Origin of the sequence: Sinomonas flava (assembly GCF_039531875.1) — a bacterium.
Classification (GTDB): Bacteria; Actinomycetota; Actinomycetes; order Actinomycetales; family Micrococcaceae; genus Sinomonas; species Sinomonas flava.
In genome coordinates this window covers 974251-993403 of record NZ_BAAAQW010000003.1, presented here as the reverse complement: position 1 = coordinate 993403, position 19153 = coordinate 974251, and the positions used below count along the sequence as shown (strand labels likewise).

Below are 19153 nucleotides of genomic sequence, written 5' to 3'. Positions count from 1 at the left end.
CGGGACGACCATGGAGCATGAGCGCTGAACCCCGCGCCGTCGCCCCTCCTCCTCCGGGTCCCCTTCCCGCTGTCCGGTCCGAGCAGCCCGCCGCCCAGACCCCGGATGCAGCCCAGACCCCGGACGCAGCCCAGACCCCGAGCGTGGCCAAGGCGCCGCCGGCGGTGGTTGCCCAGATCCTCGCCACGGAGCACTGGAGCCTGCTCGGCACGCGGAGCATGCTCTGGAGCGAGCTCATGAGCCGCATCAGCATCCACCTCACCGTCTCCTCGGCGGCCCTCGTGGTGCTCGCGCTCGTCGCGCAAGGGACGGGATTCGGCGGGGGCTTCTGGGTCATGGCGATCGGACTCGCCTCGGTGATCCTGGTGCTCGGCACGCTGACCCTGCTCCGGGTCACGATCGGCAGCCAGGAGGACCACCTGCTGATCGCGGGGATGAACCGCCTGCGCGCCGCGTACCGGGACCTGGCTCCCGGCATCGAGGAGGCGTTCGTGACGTCCGCCTCGGACGACCACCTGGGCGTGATCGCGACCTACACGCTCGGCGCGCGGCGACCGGTGGTGCTGCACGCCGTGTCCAGCACCGCGTTCTTCCTGCTGTGCTTCAACACCATGGTCACCGCGGTCCTCGCTGCGCTCATCACGTTCGTGGCCGGCGGAGCCACGCTCGCGGTGGCACTCGTCGGCGCGGGGGCAGCAGCCGTATACCTCGCAGCGCACACGGTCATCTCGATGCTGCTGTTCCGGGAGCTGAGCGCGGATCACCGGGACCTCGGTCCGGTGCGCAGGCGGCACACGCAGCGCTGATGCTCGGGGCCGGCCGCCGAGGGTCCGTCCTGCGCCGGCTCAGGCCGCGCGGGAGCGCAGTGCCGTCCGGCGGCGACGGGACACGAGGAGCATGTCCGCGGTGAGGGCCGCAAGGGCGAGCCACACGATCCCGAAGCCGACCCACCGCTCCGCCGGCATGTGCTCGCCGAGGACGGTCACCGCGAGGACGAACTGGGTCAGGGGCGCGATGTACTGCAGGAGGCCGACCGTGGTCATCGGCAGCCGGCGGGCCGCGGCGCCGAAGAAGAGGAGCGGGGTCGCGGTGATGATGCCGCTTGCGGCGAGCAGCCAGAAGTGTCCGGCCCCGTTCCCCGTGAGCGTCAGCGTCCCGGCGGCCGCGAGCCACACGACCACGCCTGCCGCGAGGGGCGCGAGCACGACCGTCTCAACCGTGAGGCTCGTGACGGCGTCGACCTTCGAGCCGACGCGGTTCTTCACGAGCCCGTAGAAGCCGAAGCTGAAGGCGAGGATCAGCGCGATCCATGGCACCTGCCCATAGGCGACGGTGAGCACGACGACGGCGAGTGTGCCGATTCCGACGGCCGCCCACTGGAGGGGCCGCAGCCGCTCCTTGAGGATGAGCACGCCGAGCAGCACGGAGACGAGCGGATTGATGAAGTACCCGAGGGCCGCCTCGATCGCTTGGCCGTTGAGCACCCCGAACGTGTACGTGAGCCAGTTGACGGCGATGAGTGCCGCCGCGAGCGCCAGCGGGCCGAACACGCGGCCATTGCCGAATGCGGTCCCGAGTGCGCGCCACGAGCGCATGACCGCGATGAGCGCGAAGCAGACGACGAGGGAGAAGAGCACCCGGTCTGCGACGATCTCCACCGGTCCGGCGGGTGCGAGGGTGATGAAGTAGAGCGGAAGCAGGCCCCAGAGGCCATAGGCTCCGATGCCGAAGAGCAGGCCGGCGGACTTCGCTGGGCGGGACCCCACTGCGGCGTCAGAGGGCCTGGTGGGCGCGGGGGAGTCGGCGATCTGCTTTTCGGTCACTCGCGCGACAACATACAGGGTCACTCACCTATTCCCCGCGACGTGTGAAGCGCCGGTGAACGCTGGGAACTAGACTGGGGCGTTGTGCGCGGTCCGCCGCCGCCTGCATCCCGTCCGGAAGGAACTGAAGTGCCTGAGGCTCCCGCTTCCCGCCCGCTGCGCGTCGCCATCATCGGCGCCGGCCCAGCCGGGGTGTACGCGGCGGACATACTGACCAAGTCGAACGAGGTCAAGGACGGCGACGTCGAGGTCAGCATCGACCTGTTCGACCAGTACCCGGCGCCGTACGGGCTGATCCGCTACGGCGTGGCGCCGGACCATCCCCGCATCAAGGGCATCGTGAACGCGCTGCACAAGGTCCTGGACCGGGGCGACATCCGCTTCATCGGCAATGTCACCTACGGGCGGGACCTCACGCTGAAGGACTTCCGCGGCTTCTACGACGCCGTGATCTTTGCGACGGGCGCGCTCAAGGACGCACCGCTCGAGATCCCGGGCGTCGAGCTCGAGGGCTCCTTCGGCGGCGCGGACTTCGTCTCGTGGTACGACGGCCACCCGGACGTCCCCCGCGACTGGCCGCTGACGGCGAAGGAGGTCGCGGTCATCGGCAACGGCAACGTGGCCCTCGACGTCGCCCGGATGCTCTCGAAGCATGCCGACGACCTGCTCGTGACCGAGATCCCGGACAACGTCTACCGCGCCCTCAAGGCCAGCCCGGTCACCGACGTGCACGTGTTCGGCCGCCGCGGTCCGGCCCAGGTGAAGTTCACCCCTCTCGAGCTGCGCGAGCTCTCGCACTCGCGCGACGTGGACATCGTCCTCTACCCCGAGGACTTCGAGTTCGACGACGCCTCCGACGAAGCGATCAAGACGAACAACCAGGTCAAGACCATGGTCAACACGCTCGCCAACTGGATTGCGGAGGACCAGGACACGGGGGCGTCCCGCCGCCTGCACCTTCACTTCCTGCAGAGCCCGGTGGAGATCTACGATTCGCCCGAGACGCCGGGGAAGGTGGCAGGGATCCGCTTCGAGCGCATGGAGCTCGACGGCACCGGCAACGTCCGCGGGACCGGAACGTACGAGGACTACCCGGTGCAGGCGGTGTACCGGGCCATCGGGTACCGCGGGTCCGAGCTCGCCGAGATCCATTTCGACGAGCGCCGCGGCGTGATCCCCAACGAGGGCGGGCGCGTCCTCGACGAGGAGGGCAACCCGCTGGTGGGCATCTACACGACTGGGTGGATCAAGCGCGGGCCGGTGGGCCTCATCGGCCACACCAAGGGCGACGCGCTGGAGACCATCGGCTGCCTCCTCGAGGATCGGGACTCCCTGCCGCCCGCCGAGAACCCCGACGAGCACGCGATCATCGCGCTGCTCGAGGAACGGGGCATCGAGTACACCACGTGGGCCGGCTGGAACGAGCTCGACGCCCATGAGCGGGCCCTCGGCCAGGCCTGGGCCGAACAGGCAGCCGACGGCCAGACCGGGGCCGAGGGCGAGCGGATCCTCCGGGAGCGGGTCAAGGTGGTGCCGCGCGAGGACATGGTGCGCATCTCGCGCAAGAACGTCGGCTGATCCGCCCGCGGAGCGGTCCTGCACCGAGGGGGTAACGCCCGCTCCGCCGGGGCTTAGAATCGGCTCTAACCTCTGCCGCAGTCCGCGGAAGAGACCGGGGGAAGGACGCGCCGATGGCAGCGACCGCCCGGCACGGAAGCGGCGCAGCCGCGGAGTCCCCCGCGGCAGGCGCCTCCGGCGTCCGCGCGCGGCTCCGCCGCGCCCGCTGGAGGGCTGAGGTCGGCAGCGCGGTCCTCGCCGGCGCGCTGGGGGCGGCCGTGATCGCCGTCGCCCTGGCCAGCGGGCCGCGTCAGGGGAGCCCGACGCCGCAGGCCGTCCCCGCGGTCGACGCGCCGACCATCGTGGGAGCCCCCGTGCCCGCCGTGGCACCGACCATCGTCCCCGATCCCTCCAGCACGATGACGCCTGACGCGCTCCCGGGGATCTCCCTGCCCGAACTGCCGGCCAAGGCAGCGCCGCCCGGCCCCGTGCCGCCGGCCGCGCCGCCCGCCGCGGCTGCCATGCCCTCGGCAGCCCCGACAGCGCCGGCCACCGCGGAGGCCGCTGCATCACCATCGCCCACCGCGGCGCAGACGGGCGCGCCGTCGTCGCCCACCGAGCCTGCCGGACCGCCGTCGGGCGGAGGAACGCCCGTACCCCCACTTGCCTCTGCCGCGCCGACCCCGACGACTACCGAGCCGGGTGCGTCACCCCCGAGCACGGCGCCGCCACCGACCCCGACGGCCAGCCCCTCCTACGTCCTCTCCGGCACCCTCGTGCAGGCCTGGGACGCCGCCACCGGCATCCGGACCGACACCTTCAGCGTCTTCGCGGATCCGGCCGGGGACCAGCGGCCGCCAGCCACGGTGACGCTCTCCATCGTGTACCCTGCGGGAGCGACCGGCCCCATGGCGGTGAGCACCGAGGGCTGGACCTGCCAGGCCGAGAGGCCGGGGGACGTCGAGTGCAGGCATGCCGGTGTGGTGACCGGCGGCGCGCTGCCGCCGGTCAGGGTCCTGTGGAGTGCTCCGGAGCAGTCGCGGGACGGCATCTCCGCGACGGCTGCAATGGTTGGCGCCGCCGCGCCCGTGACCTTCGGGTCTCCGGCCGCCGGGGGCTGACCACGCCCCCGATGTCTCGCATGCTGAGACGTTCTGAAGGTCTCGCGTGCTGGACGCGTACAGTTGACGGGTTTGTGTCATCCCCCTGAACAGCAGGAGTCTGGTATGCAGATCCTCCGAACGAAGCCGATCGAGACCACGATCGCCGATTCGCACGAGCCCGGCCGCCGACTCAAGCGGTCCCTGAGCACGTGGGACCTCATGATCCTGGGCGTCGCCGTCGCCGTCGGCGCCGGGATCTTCTCCGTGGGCGCCAAGGCCGCCGCGAACTTCGCCGGTCCCGCCGTGACGCTGTCCTTCGCCATCGCCGCCGTCACCTGCGCCCTGGCCATCATGTGCTACGCCGAATTCGCCACCGCGATCCCCGTGGCGGGATCGGCGTACGTCTTCACCTACGCCACCATGGGCGAGCTCCTCGCCTGGATCATCGGGTGGAACCTCATCCTCGAGCTCTTCACGGCCGCCGCGGTGATCGCCAAGTACTGGGGCATCTACCTCAGCAAGGTGTTCTCGCTCGCCGGACTCGACGTCCCCCCGAGCATCCAGCTCGGGCCGGTCGAGCTCGTGTGGGGCCCGTTCCTCATCGTCGCGATCTTCACGGTCCTCCTCGTGCTCGGCACCAAGCTCTCGGCTCGCGTGGGGAACGTGTTCACCGTGATCAAGGTCGCCGTCGTGCTGTTCGTGATCGTGGTCGGCTTCTTCTACGTCAAGGCCGAGAACTACGCCCCGTTCATCCCCGACGCCGTCGCCACGAAGGGCACTGGCGGGACAGAGGTCCTCCAGCAGTCGCTCTTCTCCTTCCTCACCGGCTCCGCGCCTGCCCAGTACGGGCTCTTCGGCGTGTTCGGCGGCGCCGCGCTCGTCTTCTTCGCGTTCATCGGCTTCGACGTCGTGGCCACGAGCGCCGAAGAGGTCAAGAACCCCCAGAAGACCCTGCCGCGCGGCATCTTCGGCGGCCTCGCGCTCGTGACGCTCCTGTACATCCTCGTCTCGCTCGCGCTCACCGGCATGGTGCCCTACACCACGCTCGCCGAGGCGAAGGCGCCGACTCTGACCACGGCCTTCGAGGCTGTCGGCAACACGGACGCTGCCAAGGTCATCGCCTTCGGCTCGCTCGTGGGCCTCACGACCGTCATCATGGTCCTCCTCATGGGCCTGGCCCGGGTGATCCTCGCGATGAGCCGCGACGGGCTGCTTCCCCGTGCCCTCTCGGTGACGAGCGAGAAGCGCGCGACCCCGGCCCGCCTGCAGATCATCTGCGGCGCGGCGGTCGCCCTGGTCGCAGGCCTGACCAACGTGGACGTGCTCGAGGAGATGATCAACATCGGGACGCTCTCGGCGTTCGTCGTCGTCAGCCTGGGCATCCTCGTGCTGCGCCGGAAGCGCCCCGACCTCAAGCCCGCGTTCCGGGTCCCGTTCGGCAAGGTCGTGCCGGTGGTCTCGGCGATCCTGTGCCTCTACCTCATGACGAACCTCGCGGTGGAGACCTGGATCTACTTCGCGGTCTGGCTTGTCGTGGGCCTTGCGATCTACTTCCTCTACGGGCAGCGGCACTCGCGGCTGAACGAGCGCTTCTCGCGCGAGAGGGACGCCGTCACGCAGCAGTCGGAAGCGCGGGGCTAGGGCTGACCCCGGCGAATGGGAGCTGGACTACGACTCGTTTTGCAGGATCTGTCACAAAGGTGATCGTTCCTGTCTAGGATAGAGGCATGGCACGACCTCCACGGCCGGAACGCAAGCAGGAGCTCCTCGAGCAGATCCTTGACTATCTGCTGGATTCGACGCTCGCTGACCTGACGTTCCGTCGACTCGCCGAGGGACTCGGCATCAGCAGCTACGTCCTCGTCTACCACTTCGGCAACCGCGACCAGCTCGTGGGTGAGATCATCCGCGGGATCGCCCAGCGCTTCCAGAGCATCGAGGCCGACGGCATCCCTCGGACCGGCCGGGCGGACCTCGTCGCGTGGGCGCGCCGCGCGTTCGAGCTCTCGCTCGACCACCGCGGGCGGCACCTGCAGCGCCTCGAGTTCGAGGCGTCGGTGCAGGATGTCGTGGCCGAGAACCCGCGCAGGGCAGGGGTGGACGCCTACGAGCACTGGCGGGCCTTCCTGGCTGGCTGGCTCGTGTCGCAGGGAGTTCCCGCGGCACAGGCTGCGTCGATTGCCCGCACCTACGTCGGCGCGATCATGGGGCTCCTGTACGACTTCGTCATCACCGGCGAGCGCCGCGCCGTCCTGGAGTCCTTCGACCTCATCGCCGTGGCCTTCGTGCAGCAGCTCTCGGCACCGGCCCGCAGCGCCGCGTCCTGAGCGCCGCGTCCGGCGGCCTGCCCGCGGACGCAATGGGGCCCCGTGCACAGTGCACGGCGCCCCTTCAGCGTCTGAGGCGTCAGCCGACCTTGTTGGCCGCCTCTGCCTGGGAGACGTCCTGGCGGCCGAGCTCCACCCGGAGCTTGGCGCCCAGCTCGGAGTCGACGTTCGTCCAGTACTGGATCGCGCGCTCCTTGATCTCCGGGCTCTTCACGCCCCCGACCGCCCCGGCGATGGTGGAGAGGAAGCGGGCGCGCTCGCCGTCGTCGAACACCTCGCGGTAGAGGATGCCCGGCTGGACGAAGTCGCCGTCCTCGGCGTGGAGCGAGTGCGCGGCGAGGGTCAGCGCGCCGTCGTTCTCCCAGCCGCCGCCGACGCCGCCGGCAGCTTCAGTGGGCTCGATCGCGGCGGGGCCGCCCACGGAGTTCGGCGCGTACACCGGGGTGCTCGGGGAGTTGAAGGTGATGCGCCCCGCGCCGTCCTGGCTGTAGTTGCGGACCTCGTTCTTCGGGGCGTTGACCGGCAGCTGCGCGTGGTTCGTGCCCACGCGGTAGCGGTGCGCGTCCGCGTAGGAGAAGATGCGCGCCTGGAGCATCTTGTCCGGCGAGGCGGCGATGCCCGGGACGAAGTTCGACGGCGCGAAGGCGGCCTGCTCGATCTGCGCGAAGTAGTTCTCCGGGTTCCGGTTGAGCTCCATCGTGCCGACCTTGATGAGCGGGTAGTCCTTCTTGGACCAGACCTTGGTCAGGTCGAACGGGTTGTAGCGGTACGTCTTGGCGTCCTCGTACGGCATGACCTGGACGAAGAGGTCCCAGCTGGGGAAGTTGCCCTCGGCGATGTTCTCGTAGAGGTCCTGGATGTAGTAGTCGGCGTTCTCGCCGGCCAGGCGCTCGGCCTCCTCGCCGGTGAGGTTCTCGACGCCCTGGTTCGTGTGGAAGTGGTACTTCACCCAGAAGCGCTCGCCCTCGGCGTTGATCCACTGGTAGGTGTGCGAGCCGTAGCCCTGCATGTGGCGCCAGGTCTTCGGGAGGCCCCGGTCGCCCATGAGCCAGGTGACCTGGTGCGCGGACTCGGGGGAGAGGGTCCAGAAGTCCCACTGCATGTCGGCGTCGCGCAGGTGGCTGCCCGGGAGGCGCTTCTGGGAGTGGATGAAGTCGGGGAACTTGATGCCGTCGCGGATGAAGAACACCGGGGTGTTGTTGCCGACGAGGTCGTAGTTGCCCTCGCTCGTGTAGAACTTCACCGCGAAGCCGCGCGGGTCGCGCCAGGTGTCGGGGGAGCCGTTCTCGCCGGCCACCGAGGAGAAGCGGATGAGCATCTCGGTCTCTTCGCCGGGCTGCAGGAACGCGGCCTTCGTGTACGCCGAGACGTCCTCAGTGGTCTTGAAGACGCCGAACGCCCCGCCGCCCTTGGCGTGGACGACGCGCTCCGGGACGCGCTCGCGGTTGAACTGCGCGAGCTTCTCGACCAGGTAGTGGTCGGTGAGGATGATCGCACCGTCGGCGCCGACGGACTGAGCGTGGGCGTCCGAGACGACCGGCGCCCCGGACTGGGTGGTGGAGTAGTTGAGCGTCATGTCTCTCCTTCTCGAGGCGCTGCGCGCCTGTACTGGTTGTCGTGTGGCTGGAAAGCTCGTGGCGGCTCAGGCCGTGGGGGCGGGAGCCCCTTTCGCGGCGCAGTCCGCGCAGATGCCCACGTACGTGACGTCGGCGATCATGATCGTCATCCCGTGCGTGTCGCTCGGGGTGAGGCAGGGGGCATGGCCCACGGCGCAGTCCACGTCCTCGACCCGGCCGCAGACCGAGCAGATCGCGTGGTGGTGGTTGTCCCCGACGCGCGTCTCGTACAGCGCGGGGGAGTGCGGGGGCTCGAAGCGGCGCAGCATGCCGAGGTCGGTGAGGTCGCCGAGCACCACGTACACGGACTGCGGGGTGATGTCCGGAAGCTCGTCGCGTGCAGCGGCGAGGATGGCCTCGGCCGGCGAGTGCGGGTGGGCCTCGACGGCGTCGAGCACGGCGAGACGCTGCTTGGTCACGCGTCGGCCGTGAGCGCGCAGGGCCGAAGCCCATTCGGTGTGCTCTGAGCTCGGATGCATGGCTCCATTCAAGCACTTATTTTGACAAGTTCACAATAAGGCGAGCCTTACCGGTTCTGTGGGGTAGCTGGGAGCTCGGGTCGCCGGCGGTCGCTACTCTTGGGGGACGGTCGGAGAGAGGGAGGCACATGCGCCGGTTCGGCGAACGGCAGGTGGTCAAGGGCGGCCGCGAGCTCTGGGTCTACTCGGGCGGCGCGGGCAGCCGGGACTACGTCCTCGTGCACGGCATCGGAGTCTCGTCGCTCTACTACCGTCCGCTCGCCGAGGTGCTCGCGGTGCACGGCCGGGTCCACGTGGTCGAGCTCCCTGGTTTCGGCAAGTCGCTCACGCCCCGCAGGCCGCTCTCCATCGAGGACTTCGCGGAGACGGCATGGGAGGCCCTGGACACGCTCGGTATCCGCGACCCCGTCCTCATCGGCCACTCGATGGGCGCCCAAGTGGTCGTCGAGATGGCCATCGACCGGCCCAGCCCCCGCCCGATCGTGCTGCTGGGGCCCACCGTCAACGTCCGCGAGCGCACGGTCCCGCGCCAGGCCCTCCGGCTGACGTGGGACAGCATCATCGAGCCCTTCGGCGTGACGCCGATCGTCTTCGGCGACTACATCCGCTGCGGCGTCCCCTGGTACGTGCGGACGCTGCGCGAGATGATGCGGCACCGGATCGAGCAGCGGATCCCGCTCGTCGAGGCACCCATCCTGCTCATGTCCGGTCGGCGCGATCCCATCAGCCCGCCCTCCTGGCTCCGCACCCTCGCCGGCCTCGCCCGGTCGGCGCGGACCGCGGTCCTGGACCGGGAGGCCCATGTCCTGATGTTCCGCGGCGCCCCGGAAGTCGCCCGCAGCATCGTGCAGGAGGCGGACCGCGCCGAGGAGAAGGCGTGAGCCCGTCGAACCGGAAGCCGCGGGAGCGGCTCGGCCGGGCCGCATGGCTGGCCGAGGGACTGGCCCGAGACGCGGCCTACGTGACCATCCGCCAGTTGGGCGCGCTCGGCGCACGACGCCGCGGGGCGGCTGCGGTCGGACCCGACGGCACGCGCGTGGTGCGCACGACGCCGGCGCCTCCGAGCGCGCGCCGCCCACCCGCCGTCGTGCTCATCCCGGGGATCTACGAGCCGGCCGCGTTCATGGACCCCCTGCGCCTGTGGCTCGAGCAGCGCGGCCACGAGGTGGCCATCGTCGAGGAGCTGGGCTGGAACCTGCGCCCGCTGAAGGAATCGGCCAGCCTCGTGGCGGCCCGCCTCGAGGAGGTCGGGATCGCGGACGCGCTCGTCGTCGCGCACTCGAAGGGCGGCCTCATCGGCAAGGAGCTGATGGTGTCGCACCCCCGCCTCGCCGCGGGGATGGTGGCGGCCTCCACGCCGTTCGCGGGCCACCCGTACTCGCGCTTCGCGCCGACCCCCTCGCTGAGGGCCTTCAACCCGGCGCTGCCGGCGCTCGCGGCCCTCGTCAGGGAGCAGTCGGTCAACAGCAGGATCGTCTCCGTGGCGAGCGCGGTGGACCCGGTCGTCTCGCGCGGCACCCAACTCGAGGGTGCCCGGAACGTGCGCCTGCCGGTCGTGGGGCACTTCCGCATCCTCGGCCACCCCGCCTTCCTGGAGCTCCTGGACGGTGTGCTCGGGGAATGGAACTGCTGGCCCGTGCCGGATCGTTGAGACAGCAGGAGGTCAGGGTGCACAACCACAACAACGGACTCAAGACCGCGGCGCTCTTCGGCGTGCTCTGGGCGGTCCTTCTCGGCATCGGGGCGCTCGTCGGAGTCGGGACGCGCAGCGCCGCCCCGATCTGGATCTTCGCGGCGATCGGCCTCGCGATGACGTTCTACAGCTACTGGAACAGCGACAAGATCGCGCTCCGCTCGATGCATGCCTACCCGGTGACCGAGGCGGAAGCGCCCGGGCTCTACCAGATCGTGCGGGAGCTCTCGCAGCGTGCCAACCAGCCCATGCCCCGCATCTACGTCTCGCCCACGCAGTCGCCGAACGCCTTCGCCACCGGCCGCAACCCGCAGAACGCTGCCGTGTGCTGCACGGAGGGCATCCTGCAGCTGCTCGACGCCCGCGAGCTGCGCGGAGTCCTGGGCCACGAGCTCATGCACGTCTACAACCGCGACATCCTCACCTCGTCGATCGCCGCGGCGGTGGCCGGCGTCATCACATCCGTTGCCCAGTTCGCCATGTTCTTCGGCGGCGGCAGCGACCGGGACCGGAACGTCAACCCGATCGCCCTGCTGGCCCTGAGCCTCCTGGCGCCGTTCGCGGCCTCGCTCATCCAGCTCGCGATCTCCCGCACCCGGGAGTACGACGCCGACGAGGACGGCTCCCAGCTCACCGGCGACCCGCTCGCGCTGGCCTCTGCGCTGCGCAAGATCGAGGGCGGCGTGCGGATGGCGCCGCTCCCGCAGGACCAGAAGCTCGTCAACACCTCCCACCTCATGATCGCGAACCCATTCCGGGGCGCCGGGATGGCCAAGCTCTTCGCGACGCATCCGCCCATGGCCGAGCGCATCGCCCGGCTCGAGGGGATGGCCGGCCGGCCGCTGGGACGCTGACGATGCGGATCGCCGTCATCGGAGCCGGGGCAATCGGCGCGACCCTTGCGGCGCTGCTGGACAGGGGTGGCCACACCGTGGAGGCCACGGCCCGCGGCGAGCGGCTCGCCGCGATCCGGGCCAGCGGGATCCGGCTGTCGGGGGCGTGGGGCGATCACGTCGCCCGCGTGGCGGTCGCGGAACGGCTCGCGACGCGGCCCGACCTCGCCCTGCTCTGCGTCAAGGCCCAGGACGAGGAGGAGGCGATCCGTGCGAATGCCGCGCTCCTCGACGGCGTCCCGCTCGTGGTCGTGCAGAACGGGCTCGACGGCGTGGTGCGCGCGGAGTCCGTCCGGCACGGCGCGGGGACGCCCGGCGCGCCCACCGTCGGGGCCATCGCCTTCTTCAGCGCGGACTGTCCGGCACCCGGCGAGGTGCGTGTCCTGGTTCCCGGCCCGCTGTACCTTGGCTCCGGCGACGGCGAGCCCAGCCCCGACGCCGTCGCCGCGGCCCGTGCGCTGGGTGAGGGGATCCCGGCCCGGGCCGTGCGGAACTTCCTCGGCTGCCAGTGGACCAAGCTCGTGGTCAACCAGATCAACGCCATGCCTGCCGTGACCGGGATGAGCGTGCAGGCCACCCTCAGGGACCGGACGCTGCGGGCGATCGTCCTGGAGAGCATCCGGGAAGCCATCCGCGTGGGCCGCAGGCAGGGGGTCGCATTCGGCTCCCTCGAGGGGATGACCCCGCTCACGCTCGCCGTGCTCGGGTCCGCGCCACGCGCCGTCGGACGCGTCCTGCTCGGCATCATGGCGCGGCGGCTCGGCACCGAGCCCGTCTTCGGCTCGACCCTGCAGAGCGTCCAGCGCGGGTTGCCGACCGAGATCGACTACCTCAGCGGCGCCGTGGTGGAGCGGGCGCGCGGGGTCGGCGCGGAGGCGCCGGTCAACGCCGCGCTCATCGAGCTGGTCCACGAGGTCGAGCGGACCCGTCGCTTCTTCGCGCCCGCCGAGGTCGCTGCGCGCCTCGGCTGAGCGGTGCCCCCGCTGTCGCCCCCGCTGGCCGGGGATCAGGCGAAGAGCCGCTCCCCGATGAAGCCGCCAGACCGCACCCCCGGCGGCACCGCGAACAGGCCCGAGCCGGTGTGCTTGAGGTACTCGAGCGCTAGGCGGTCGGACTTCGCCATGGCCATCTGCATGGGCACGTAGTGGGTACGGGGATCCCTGACGAACGCGAGGAAGAACAGCCCGGCGTCGAGGTGCCCCAGGCCGTCGCTGCCGTCGGTGTAGTTGTAGCCGCGGCGGAGCATGCGCACGCCCTTGTTCTGCTCGGGGTGCGCGAGCCGGACGTGCGCGTCCTTCGCGATGGCCGGGCGCCCGTTGGCTCCCTTCGCGGCGAAATCCGGTGCCTCGGACTCGCCGCCGCCCGAGAGCGGACCGCCGGCGGCCTTCGTACGGCCGATGAGGGCCTCCTGCTCGCCCAGGCTCGTGCGGTCCCATATCTCGATGTGCATCCGGATCCGCCGCGCCACCAGATAGGACCCGCCCTCCATCCACGCCTCGCCCGGCGTCTCCCCGGACCCGGCCCAGACATGGTCGCGCAGCAGGTCGGAGTCCTCGGCACGCAGGCTCGCCGTTCCGTCCTTGAACCCGAAGAGGTTGCGTGGCGTCTCCTGGGATCGGGTTGTCGAGGACGTGCGGCCGAAGCCGAGCTGGGACCAGCGCACGCGGACCGTGCCGAAGCCGATCCGTGCGAGGTTGCGGACGGCATGCACGGCCACCTGCGGGTCGTCCGCGCAGGCCTGCACCATGAGGTCCCCCCCGGTACGGGTGGGCTCGAGGGCGTCGCCGGGGAAGTGCGGGAGCTCGGCCAGGGCCGCGGGCCGGCGCCCCTCGAGCCCGAAGCGGGGCGCGCCGTCCCTGGCGAAGAGGCTCGGGCCGAAACCGAACGTGAGGGTCAGCCGGGACGCGGAGAGGCCGAGGGCCTCGCCCGTGTCCTCGGGCGGGGCCGCCGGGTGCCCTCCGGTCGCGCCCGTGCTGCCCGTCTCGCGGCCGGCAGTGAGGGCCTCCGCCGCAGCGGTCCAGTCCTGGAGCAGCTTCACGAGCGCGGCCCGGTCGTCGGTGACGACGTCGAAGGCCGCAAAGTGCAGCCGGTCCTGGGCGGGCGTGACGATGCCGGCCTGGTGCTCCCCGTGGAAGGGGATGATGTCCTCGACCGCGCTCGCGGGCGCCGCGAGGGCAGCGCCGTGCCCCGCCCAGCCGAGCGCGAGGCCGGCCGCCCCTGCCCCGGTCGCCCCGGCCGCGGTGAGCAGGCCGCGGCGGGAGAGCGGCGGCGTCGTGCGTCCCTGCGTCATGCCGAGGCCCCCGTCACGCCGCGACGGCCGCGGTGAGCTTCGAGAGCGGCTCGCCGAGCGCGTCGACGAGGCCGGCCAGCTCGTGGACCTGGGCGGGAGTGAGCTCGGTGTAGGCCACGAAGCCCTCGCCCGCGGCATGCTTCCCGAGCCCCGAATCGACCGCGGCGAACTTCGCGTCGAGGTCCGCGACGAGGGCGGCGTCGCTGCGGACGAGGGCCGGCTTGAGGGCCTCGTAGGCGGCCTTCGCGCCGTCCACGTTGGCCCTGAAGTCCCACAGGTCGGTGTGCGAGAAGGCCTCCTCCTCGCCGGTGACCTTGCCGCGGGCCACCTCGTCGAGGAGCTCCTTGGCACCGGCGCCGAGCTCAGCGGCCTCGAACGTCACCGTCTGGATGTTCCTGTGGAGGCCCTCGGTGTCCGCGACGAGCGCGTCGGCGATCTTCTCGCGCTCGGCCTTGGTCATGGCCGTGTAGCCCGCCGGCGGGAAAAGGTCCTTCTCGGCGCGGTGCCAGCCGGTCCATTCCTCGCCCGGCTCGAGGTCCGCTTCGCGGGTGTCGAGCTTCGCGTCGAACTCCTTGAATTTCTCGGCTGCCGGCTCGATCCGTTCCCAGTGCATGCGGGTGCTCGCGTAGAGCGCCCGCGCCTTGTCGACGTCGCCCTCTTCGAACTCGGCGGCGAAGGCCTTGGTGCCCTCGAGGAGCGTGTCCGACTCGCTCTTGATGAACGCGGTGAAGGTGCTCTCGCCCTTCTCGAGCAGCGCGGCGGTCTCGGCGTCTACCGTCTTGGTGGTGGACGGGGACGCGGCCGGCGAGGCCGTCGTGTCCCCGCCGCACGCTGCGAGGGCGAGCGGCGCCGCGACGACGGCGGCGAGGGCTGCGGAACGGAAGGCCAGGGAACGGAGGGCTGTGAGGCGCGCACGACGGCGTGCGGCCGGCTTGGCGGTCGAGGGCATGGTTGTCCTTCGGTCAGGTGGGTGCATCAGTTTGGTGAGGCTTGCCTAACTCGGACAGTAGTGGCCCATGTGGAGATTACGCAAATATTTCATGCGCTATTGGCTGGTAGGGGAGGCGGCGGGGCGTACCGAGGGGTGCAGGGAAGCTGCGGTTCCGCGTGGTCTAATAAAGCGATTTCAGACATCGAGATGCCGATGGGCTCGCCCGAGAGGGGCCGCGCTCCCGAAGGCAGATGACCCGAGGGGAGCGCGGATGGCGTTCACTGTGGCGACGGCGAAGGTCAACATCACGCCCACCCTGAGTTCCAACCCCTACATGGCCGGCTACGGCACGCCGGACGGCGGACGCCTCGCCACGAGCAGCACCCCGTACCAGCCGCTGTGGGTCCGCGCGGCGGTGATCCGTGAGAACGGCGCCCCGCGCCTGATCCTGAGCGTCGACATCCTCGCGATCCCGCGGACGATGCACCAGCGCATCCGGCCGCGGCTCCTCGCGCTCGCGAACTGGGCAACCTCGGACATCCTGCTGCAGGCCACCCACACGCACAACGGTCCGACGCTCGTCGACGCGCTGCACCCGTTCACGACGTATGGGATGGTCCAGCTCGACCAGATCCGGGCGTACTCGTCCTGGCTCGAGGACCGGATCGTCGAGGCCGCCCAGAGCGCGCTCGGCGCGGCGCAGACCAGCGTGACCCTGGACTACCAGGTCATCCAGCAGACCTGGTCGGTGAATAGGGCTGGCCTGCGCTATGTCGAGACCGATGTGCCCGTGCTCGTCTGCCGGCGGTCGAACGGCACGCCGGCCGTGGTCATCTTCGGCTATGGCACCCACCCCGTCGCCGCGGGCGACCGCTCCCTGTTCGACGGCGACTACCCCGCCGGGGCGTGCAACTACATCGAGAACCGCTCCGACGCCTTCGCCCTCTTCCTCCTCGGCCCGGCAGGCGACCAGAACCCTGCGGGCTCTCCCCCCAGCTGGGCGCTGCGCGACCAGTGGGGAGACAGCCTCGGGTCTGCCGTCCTCAGCGCCGCCCAGAGCGCCGGCCGCGCCCTCACCGGCCCCATCACCACCAGGTACCAGGAAGTCGGCCTGCCCCTCGACATCGACACCTCGGCTGGGAACCTGGCCGCGCTCCGCAATGCCTACGCCGCCCGCCTGCCCAACCCGAGCGGCTTCCCGGCATACTACGTGCGCCACGCGCAGATGATGATGGCCAGGATCGACTCCGGCAACGTCGCCACCAGCGTCCCCTCCCCCTTCCAGGTCTGGACCATCGGCGGCGGCACCCCGCTGCGGATGGCCTTCGTCGGCGGGGAGATGGTCAGCGGCTACGCCGTCTACTTCCGGTCCAAGTACGGCGGATCGGCCGGGATCTGGATCGGCGGCTACGCCAACGAATCCTGCTGCTACATCCCGACCAACGAGTACTTCTCCCCGTACATGACCGCCGGCAGCTACGAAGGCGGCTGGGACACCGACGCCCCCGGCATCGCCGGCGGCTCCATGACCGTCTACGGCCACATCGCCCACTTCCGCGCCGGCACCAACGGCGTCGAATCCACCCTCATCAACGCCCTCACCGCCATGCTCGGCTGACACTCCGGCAGGAGGGCGTGTCACGTGCAGGAACGCCCGGAATACGACAGGCCGGCAATCGTTGTCTTCCGCATGATTCCGGGGTTTTGCTTTGGGCAGTGATGGCCTGAACGGCACTTGGCTGGGCCTCCTGCGGACTTTCTCCCTTTCCCTGCGGAGCCGCAAGAAGCTAGCCTCTTCGCTCCACCTTATCGATAGGCTTCTCACCCCGTCCCAGACCGGGCCCCAATCGGTCGCTACGAGCTTCCGTTCTCTGGCGGTTGTCAGCGGGCGGAACGGGAACCAAGGGTCGTCCCTAACCCGGAGTAATCGTCCAGTCGCCCTCGGAGATGACTTGTACGAAAGCGGGCAGGCTCAAAGGAACAGTTCCCTTGTAGGAGCCAATCTCGTTGACCGCGAGCTGCGGGAATGCGCTGGCATAACCAGTGACCACGAAGTTTCCCTTGCCGGTGTTCGTGATACTGGCCTTGCTCGACTTCGCCTCCATGTAGACGACCGCGTCGCCATGGCCTTGGGCCGGTCCATCTGTGCGAGGAGCGGTCGACGGGTCAGTGATGGTGACCGTCCAGTCGCCATCCGCCTTTACCGTGAGCTCTGTGGTGTTCGAGGTCTTCGACGTGTCGATCAGATGCGAACCCTTGTAGGCGCCGATGGTGTTGACCAGCAGACTGTCACGGCCGTTGGTCTGAAGCACGGTGTTCGATGAACACGCAGGGCAGTCGAACATCACGATGGCCGGGTTGCCGCCGAGATCGATGTTGAAGACATCATCTCCCGCGCCGTTTCGGGTAAAGGGCTGGATCTTTGGAGCGGGCGCCGGGGCAGCTTGAGTCGTCTTCGGCGCCGGAGCAGGCTGGGTCGCCGCAGGCGCTGGGGCGGTTTGTGAGGGGCTGGGCGCTGCAGGCTGCGTGGTGGCGCTGGGAGAGGCCGTCTCGGAAGCCTGGTTTGCACTCGGCTGGCTTGTGTTCCCGCCCCGGCCGCTGAGCGCACTGATGATAATGATCAGAAACAAGAGTGCGGCGGGAATGATGAACCGTTTCTTCTTCCAGAACGGGCGCTTCGCCTTGGCTTCTGGACCTTGGCCTGACGGCCGTTGCGGGGTCGGGCCAGTATTTGCTTTCCTCGCCATTGTCACATCCCCCTGCTCGCAGTGTTGTGCGATGGCCTTAGTTTCGTCCTGCCCTTTTCGAGGGTCAAGACCGTCGGCGAACAGGGAAGCCCTTGGGGTTCTAGCAGAGCCCGTTCGCGCTGAACCTCAGCATGCAGGGCGGCTGAAATGCCGGCCCGAGCCATGGATGCGGCCAGGCGTGGCTGAAAGATCATGTGGAAAGCAATGCTGGGGCTCGCTCGCCTATACTCCACGTCGCCCCGTCGAGAGCTGCCAGCCTCTACGCACTGATCGCACCGGATGCGATCACGGCTTACGGGGATCAACGTATGGACCGCGGGCAGGCCTTCGCCGCAGCATAGATACTGCAAGGCCTGTGGCTCAACGGACGTGAACAAGCCGAGAGGACAGCTGTCATGGAAACGACACCGGTCATGGAATTCACAAGCCACATAGAGGGAAAGAACGCCAAGGTCCGAATCTACTCCGACCGCATCGAGTGGGATCGCGACAAGAGCAGGAGCGTTGCGGCAGCCGCCTTCACGTCGGGGATGTCCCTCTTGGCACCGCGTAAGAAGGCCTCAACCGACATGATCCCGATCAAGCAGATCACAGGGGTCACAACGAAACGGGACGGCCTCGTCAACTCCAAGGTGTGCGTCATCACAAGCGGCAACACCATCGAGTTCCGAGTTTCGCACGCCGATGCCGCGGCCGTGAAGAATGCGATCAGCCAACTCATCATAGGGTAGACACTCCTTCGGGGATGGTCGTCAGTGTCCCACCGGGGAAGCTGGCCGCTCCGTACCCGGATCGAGCTTCGGATCCCACGGGAAGTCCGGCCAGCTCGGCGCGTCCGCGAGGACGGCGTCGTGCTCCCGCTCCCACTCGGAACGTGCCTCAAGCCACGCATACGGCTTGCCTTTCCACAGGGCCGCGCCTTAGGTCGTCAGGCGCGCTTCAATCGTCTTCTGGTCAAGTCCCCCGGCAGCGCCTCACCCTAGCGAGCTCGTCTTCGGCTGCGCCACGGGCGCGCGGCATGGGACGATTCCCCTGCGACTGATTGCACCAGGGAAACAGGATTGTCGAATTCGCCGTCGCGTCCTCGTCTCCATCGAGTGCGACACCTTCTGATCCACCTGTGTGCCTTCGCTGGCCTGCGTCTGGGGGAGGCGTCACGGCTGCAAGTCCGGGACGTCGACTTCCTGCGCCGGACGATCGCGGTATCCCGGCAGGTTCGGGGGACAACCGCGCCAATACCGAGGTGGTGCCGCCCAAGCACGGGTCCGAGCGGGTCGTGTTCCTCCCGGACGAGTTCCTGACGATGCTGACCCGCATATCGAGACGGTGGGGGTCTACGGCGACGAGCAGTGGCTGTTCAGTCTGGGCGGCACCTGCTCAACCGGAACGCGGCCGGGAACCAGTGGCGCAACGTGCGGGAGGCTGCTGGGCTCGAGGAGTTCACGCTGCACGACCTGCGGCACTTCTGCGCCTCGGGCCTCATCGCGGACGGGGGCGACGTCGTGACCGTCCAGCGGTCCATCGGGCACGCAAGCCGAGCCTCACGCTCAACACTATGCCCACCTATGGCCGTCCGCCGAAGACAGGACGAGGACCGCAGCATCGGGGCTGATGCGTGCGGTCCTCGGGAACCCTGGGGAGTGTGTGAGGACTCGGGCTAACTGAGGCCCGGAATCATGCGGGAGAAGTCCCCG

The 19153-nt window shown here is 69.7% G+C and carries 18 protein-coding genes; 12 read left to right on the top strand and 6 right to left on the bottom strand.

Annotated features, from left to right (window positions below):
- The first annotated feature begins 17 nt into the window (after nt 1–17).
- Nucleotides 18–806 carry a hypothetical protein gene (locus ABD298_RS07235; RefSeq protein WP_344298955.1) on the top strand — a complete coding sequence of 263 codons (789 nt, stop codon included), beginning with the start codon at nt 18–20 and terminating at the stop codon, nt 804–806.
- 39 nt (nt 807–845) lie between these two features.
- Here ABD298_RS07235 and rarD read toward each other — a convergent pair whose 3' ends face one another.
- Nucleotides 846–1823, bottom strand: coding sequence for an EamA family transporter RarD (gene rarD / locus ABD298_RS07230; protein ID WP_425564338.1), 978 nt, complete (start codon nt 1821–1823; stop codon nt 846–848).
- A gap of 129 nt (nt 1824–1952) precedes the next feature.
- On the opposite strand from rarD, the gene ABD298_RS07225 reads away from it, so the two are divergent.
- The 4 genes from ABD298_RS07225 to ABD298_RS07210 all read left to right on the top strand — a co-directional run bounded on the left by ABD298_RS07225 (nt 1953) and on the right by ABD298_RS07210 (nt 6810).
- A complete protein-coding gene (locus ABD298_RS07225; protein WP_344298954.1) occupies nt 1953–3401 on the top strand; it encodes an FAD-dependent oxidoreductase in 1449 nt (482 codons plus the stop codon).
- 113 nt (nt 3402–3514) lie between these two features.
- Entirely contained in the window at nt 3515–4501 is a 987-nt protein-coding gene (locus ABD298_RS07220) for a hypothetical protein (protein WP_344298952.1), read from the top strand.
- A gap of 105 nt (nt 4502–4606) precedes the next feature.
- A complete protein-coding gene (locus tag ABD298_RS07215; RefSeq protein WP_344298950.1) occupies nt 4607–6124 on the top strand; it encodes an APC family permease in 1518 nt (505 codons plus the stop codon).
- Between the two features lie 86 nt (nt 6125–6210).
- Nucleotides 6211–6810 (top strand): TetR/AcrR family transcriptional regulator, encoded by a 600-nt coding sequence (locus ABD298_RS07210; protein ID WP_344298949.1) that lies wholly within the window; start codon nt 6211–6213, stop codon nt 6808–6810.
- Between the two features lie 79 nt (nt 6811–6889).
- Here ABD298_RS07210 and ABD298_RS07205 read toward each other — a convergent pair whose 3' ends face one another.
- Nucleotides 6890–8386: a catalase gene (locus ABD298_RS07205; protein ID WP_344298947.1), complete on the bottom strand. Its 1497-nt coding sequence runs from the start codon at nt 8384–8386 to the stop codon at nt 6890–6892.
- 66 nt (nt 8387–8452) lie between these two features.
- Nucleotides 8453–8905, bottom strand: coding sequence for a Fur family transcriptional regulator (locus tag ABD298_RS07200; protein WP_344298946.1), 453 nt, complete (start codon nt 8903–8905; stop codon nt 8453–8455).
- Nucleotides 8906–9033: 128 nt separating this feature from the next.
- Between ABD298_RS07200 and ABD298_RS07195 the strand changes: the two genes are divergently transcribed.
- The 4 genes from ABD298_RS07195 to ABD298_RS07180 are packed head-to-tail and all read left to right on the top strand — an operon-like array spanning nt 9034 to nt 12462.
- Entirely contained in the window at nt 9034–9786 is a 753-nt protein-coding gene (locus tag ABD298_RS07195; protein ID WP_344298945.1) for an alpha/beta fold hydrolase, read from the top strand.
- A complete protein-coding gene (locus ABD298_RS07190; protein WP_344298944.1) occupies nt 9783–10556 on the top strand; it encodes an alpha/beta hydrolase in 774 nt (257 codons plus the stop codon). The genes ABD298_RS07195 and ABD298_RS07190 overlap by 4 nt, the downstream gene beginning before the upstream one ends.
- Before the next feature lie 17 nt (nt 10557–10573).
- Nucleotides 10574–11452, top strand: a complete 879-nt coding sequence (gene htpX, locus ABD298_RS07185) for a zinc metalloprotease HtpX (protein WP_344298943.1) — start codon at nt 10574–10576, stop codon at nt 11450–11452.
- 2 nt (nt 11453–11454) lie between these two features.
- Nucleotides 11455–12462, top strand: a complete 1008-nt coding sequence (locus ABD298_RS07180) for a ketopantoate reductase family protein (protein ID WP_344298942.1) — start codon at nt 11455–11457, stop codon at nt 12460–12462.
- Between the two features lie 35 nt (nt 12463–12497).
- Here the strand turns inward: ABD298_RS07180 and efeB are convergent, their stop codons facing one another.
- Together efeB and efeO are read right to left on the bottom strand one after the other, a co-directional pair.
- A complete protein-coding gene (efeB, locus tag ABD298_RS07175) occupies nt 12498–13781 on the bottom strand; it encodes an iron uptake transporter deferrochelatase/peroxidase subunit (protein WP_344298941.1) in 1284 nt (427 codons plus the stop codon).
- Nucleotides 13782–13794: 13 nt separating this feature from the next.
- Nucleotides 13795–14730, bottom strand: coding sequence for an iron uptake system protein EfeO (gene efeO / locus ABD298_RS07170; RefSeq protein ID WP_344298940.1), 936 nt, complete (start codon nt 14728–14730; stop codon nt 13795–13797).
- A 253-nt stretch (nt 14731–14983) separates the two neighbouring features.
- On the opposite strand from efeO, the gene ABD298_RS07165 reads away from it, so the two are divergent.
- Entirely contained in the window at nt 14984–16330 is a 1347-nt protein-coding gene (locus ABD298_RS07165) for a hypothetical protein (protein WP_344298939.1), read from the top strand.
- Nucleotides 16331–16625: 295 nt separating this feature from the next.
- Here ABD298_RS07165 and ABD298_RS07160 read toward each other — a convergent pair whose 3' ends face one another.
- On the bottom strand, nt 16626–17459 hold the full coding sequence (locus ABD298_RS07160) for a hypothetical protein (protein ID WP_344298938.1): 834 nt from the start codon (nt 17457–17459) through the stop codon (nt 16626–16628).
- Nucleotides 17460–17854: 395 nt separating this feature from the next.
- Here ABD298_RS07160 and ABD298_RS07155 point away from each other — a divergent pair, with 395 nt between their 5' ends.
- Together ABD298_RS07155 and ABD298_RS18680 are read left to right on the top strand one after the other, a co-directional pair.
- Nucleotides 17855–18190, top strand: coding sequence for a hypothetical protein (locus tag ABD298_RS07155; RefSeq protein ID WP_344298937.1), 336 nt, complete (start codon nt 17855–17857; stop codon nt 18188–18190).
- 618 nt (nt 18191–18808) lie between these two features.
- Nucleotides 18809–19120, top strand: coding sequence for a tyrosine-type recombinase/integrase (locus tag ABD298_RS18680; RefSeq protein WP_425564337.1), 312 nt, complete (start codon nt 18809–18811; stop codon nt 19118–19120).
- The last annotated feature ends 33 nt before the right edge of the window (nt 19121–19153 follow it).

Excerpts from the sequence above, each read along its gene's own strand:
- ABD298_RS07200 (WP_344298946.1), bottom strand. The coding sequence starts at position 8,905 with ATGCATCCGAGCTCAGAGCACACCGAATGGGCTTCGGCCCTGCGCGCT.
- ABD298_RS07235 (WP_344298955.1), top strand. The coding sequence starts at position 18 with ATGAGCGCTGAACCCCGCGCCGTCGCCCCTCCTCCTCCGGGTCCCCTT.
- ABD298_RS07155 (WP_344298937.1), top strand. The coding sequence starts at position 17,855 with ATGGAAACGACACCGGTCATGGAATTCACAAGCCACATAGAGGGAAAG.
- ABD298_RS07160 (WP_344298938.1), bottom strand. The coding sequence starts at position 17,459 with ATGGCGAGGAAAGCAAATACTGGCCCGACCCCGCAACGGCCGTCAGGC.
- ABD298_RS07215 (WP_344298950.1), top strand. The coding sequence starts at position 4,607 with ATGCAGATCCTCCGAACGAAGCCGATCGAGACCACGATCGCCGATTCG.
- ABD298_RS07165 (WP_344298939.1), top strand. The coding sequence starts at position 14,984 with ATGGCGTTCACTGTGGCGACGGCGAAGGTCAACATCACGCCCACCCTG.
- ABD298_RS07195 (WP_344298945.1), top strand. The coding sequence starts at position 9,034 with ATGCGCCGGTTCGGCGAACGGCAGGTGGTCAAGGGCGGCCGCGAGCTC.
- ABD298_RS07180 (WP_344298942.1), top strand. The coding sequence starts at position 11,455 with ATGCGGATCGCCGTCATCGGAGCCGGGGCAATCGGCGCGACCCTTGCG.
- efeO (WP_344298940.1), bottom strand. The coding sequence starts at position 14,730 with ATGCCCTCGACCGCCAAGCCGGCCGCACGCCGTCGTGCGCGCCTCACA.
- ABD298_RS07220 (WP_344298952.1), top strand. The coding sequence starts at position 3,515 with ATGGCAGCGACCGCCCGGCACGGAAGCGGCGCAGCCGCGGAGTCCCCC.
- ABD298_RS07210 (WP_344298949.1), top strand. The coding sequence starts at position 6,211 with ATGGCACGACCTCCACGGCCGGAACGCAAGCAGGAGCTCCTCGAGCAG.
- ABD298_RS07205 (WP_344298947.1), bottom strand. The coding sequence starts at position 8,386 with ATGACGCTCAACTACTCCACCACCCAGTCCGGGGCGCCGGTCGTCTCG.
- efeB (WP_344298941.1), bottom strand. The coding sequence starts at position 13,781 with ATGACGCAGGGACGCACGACGCCGCCGCTCTCCCGCCGCGGCCTGCTC.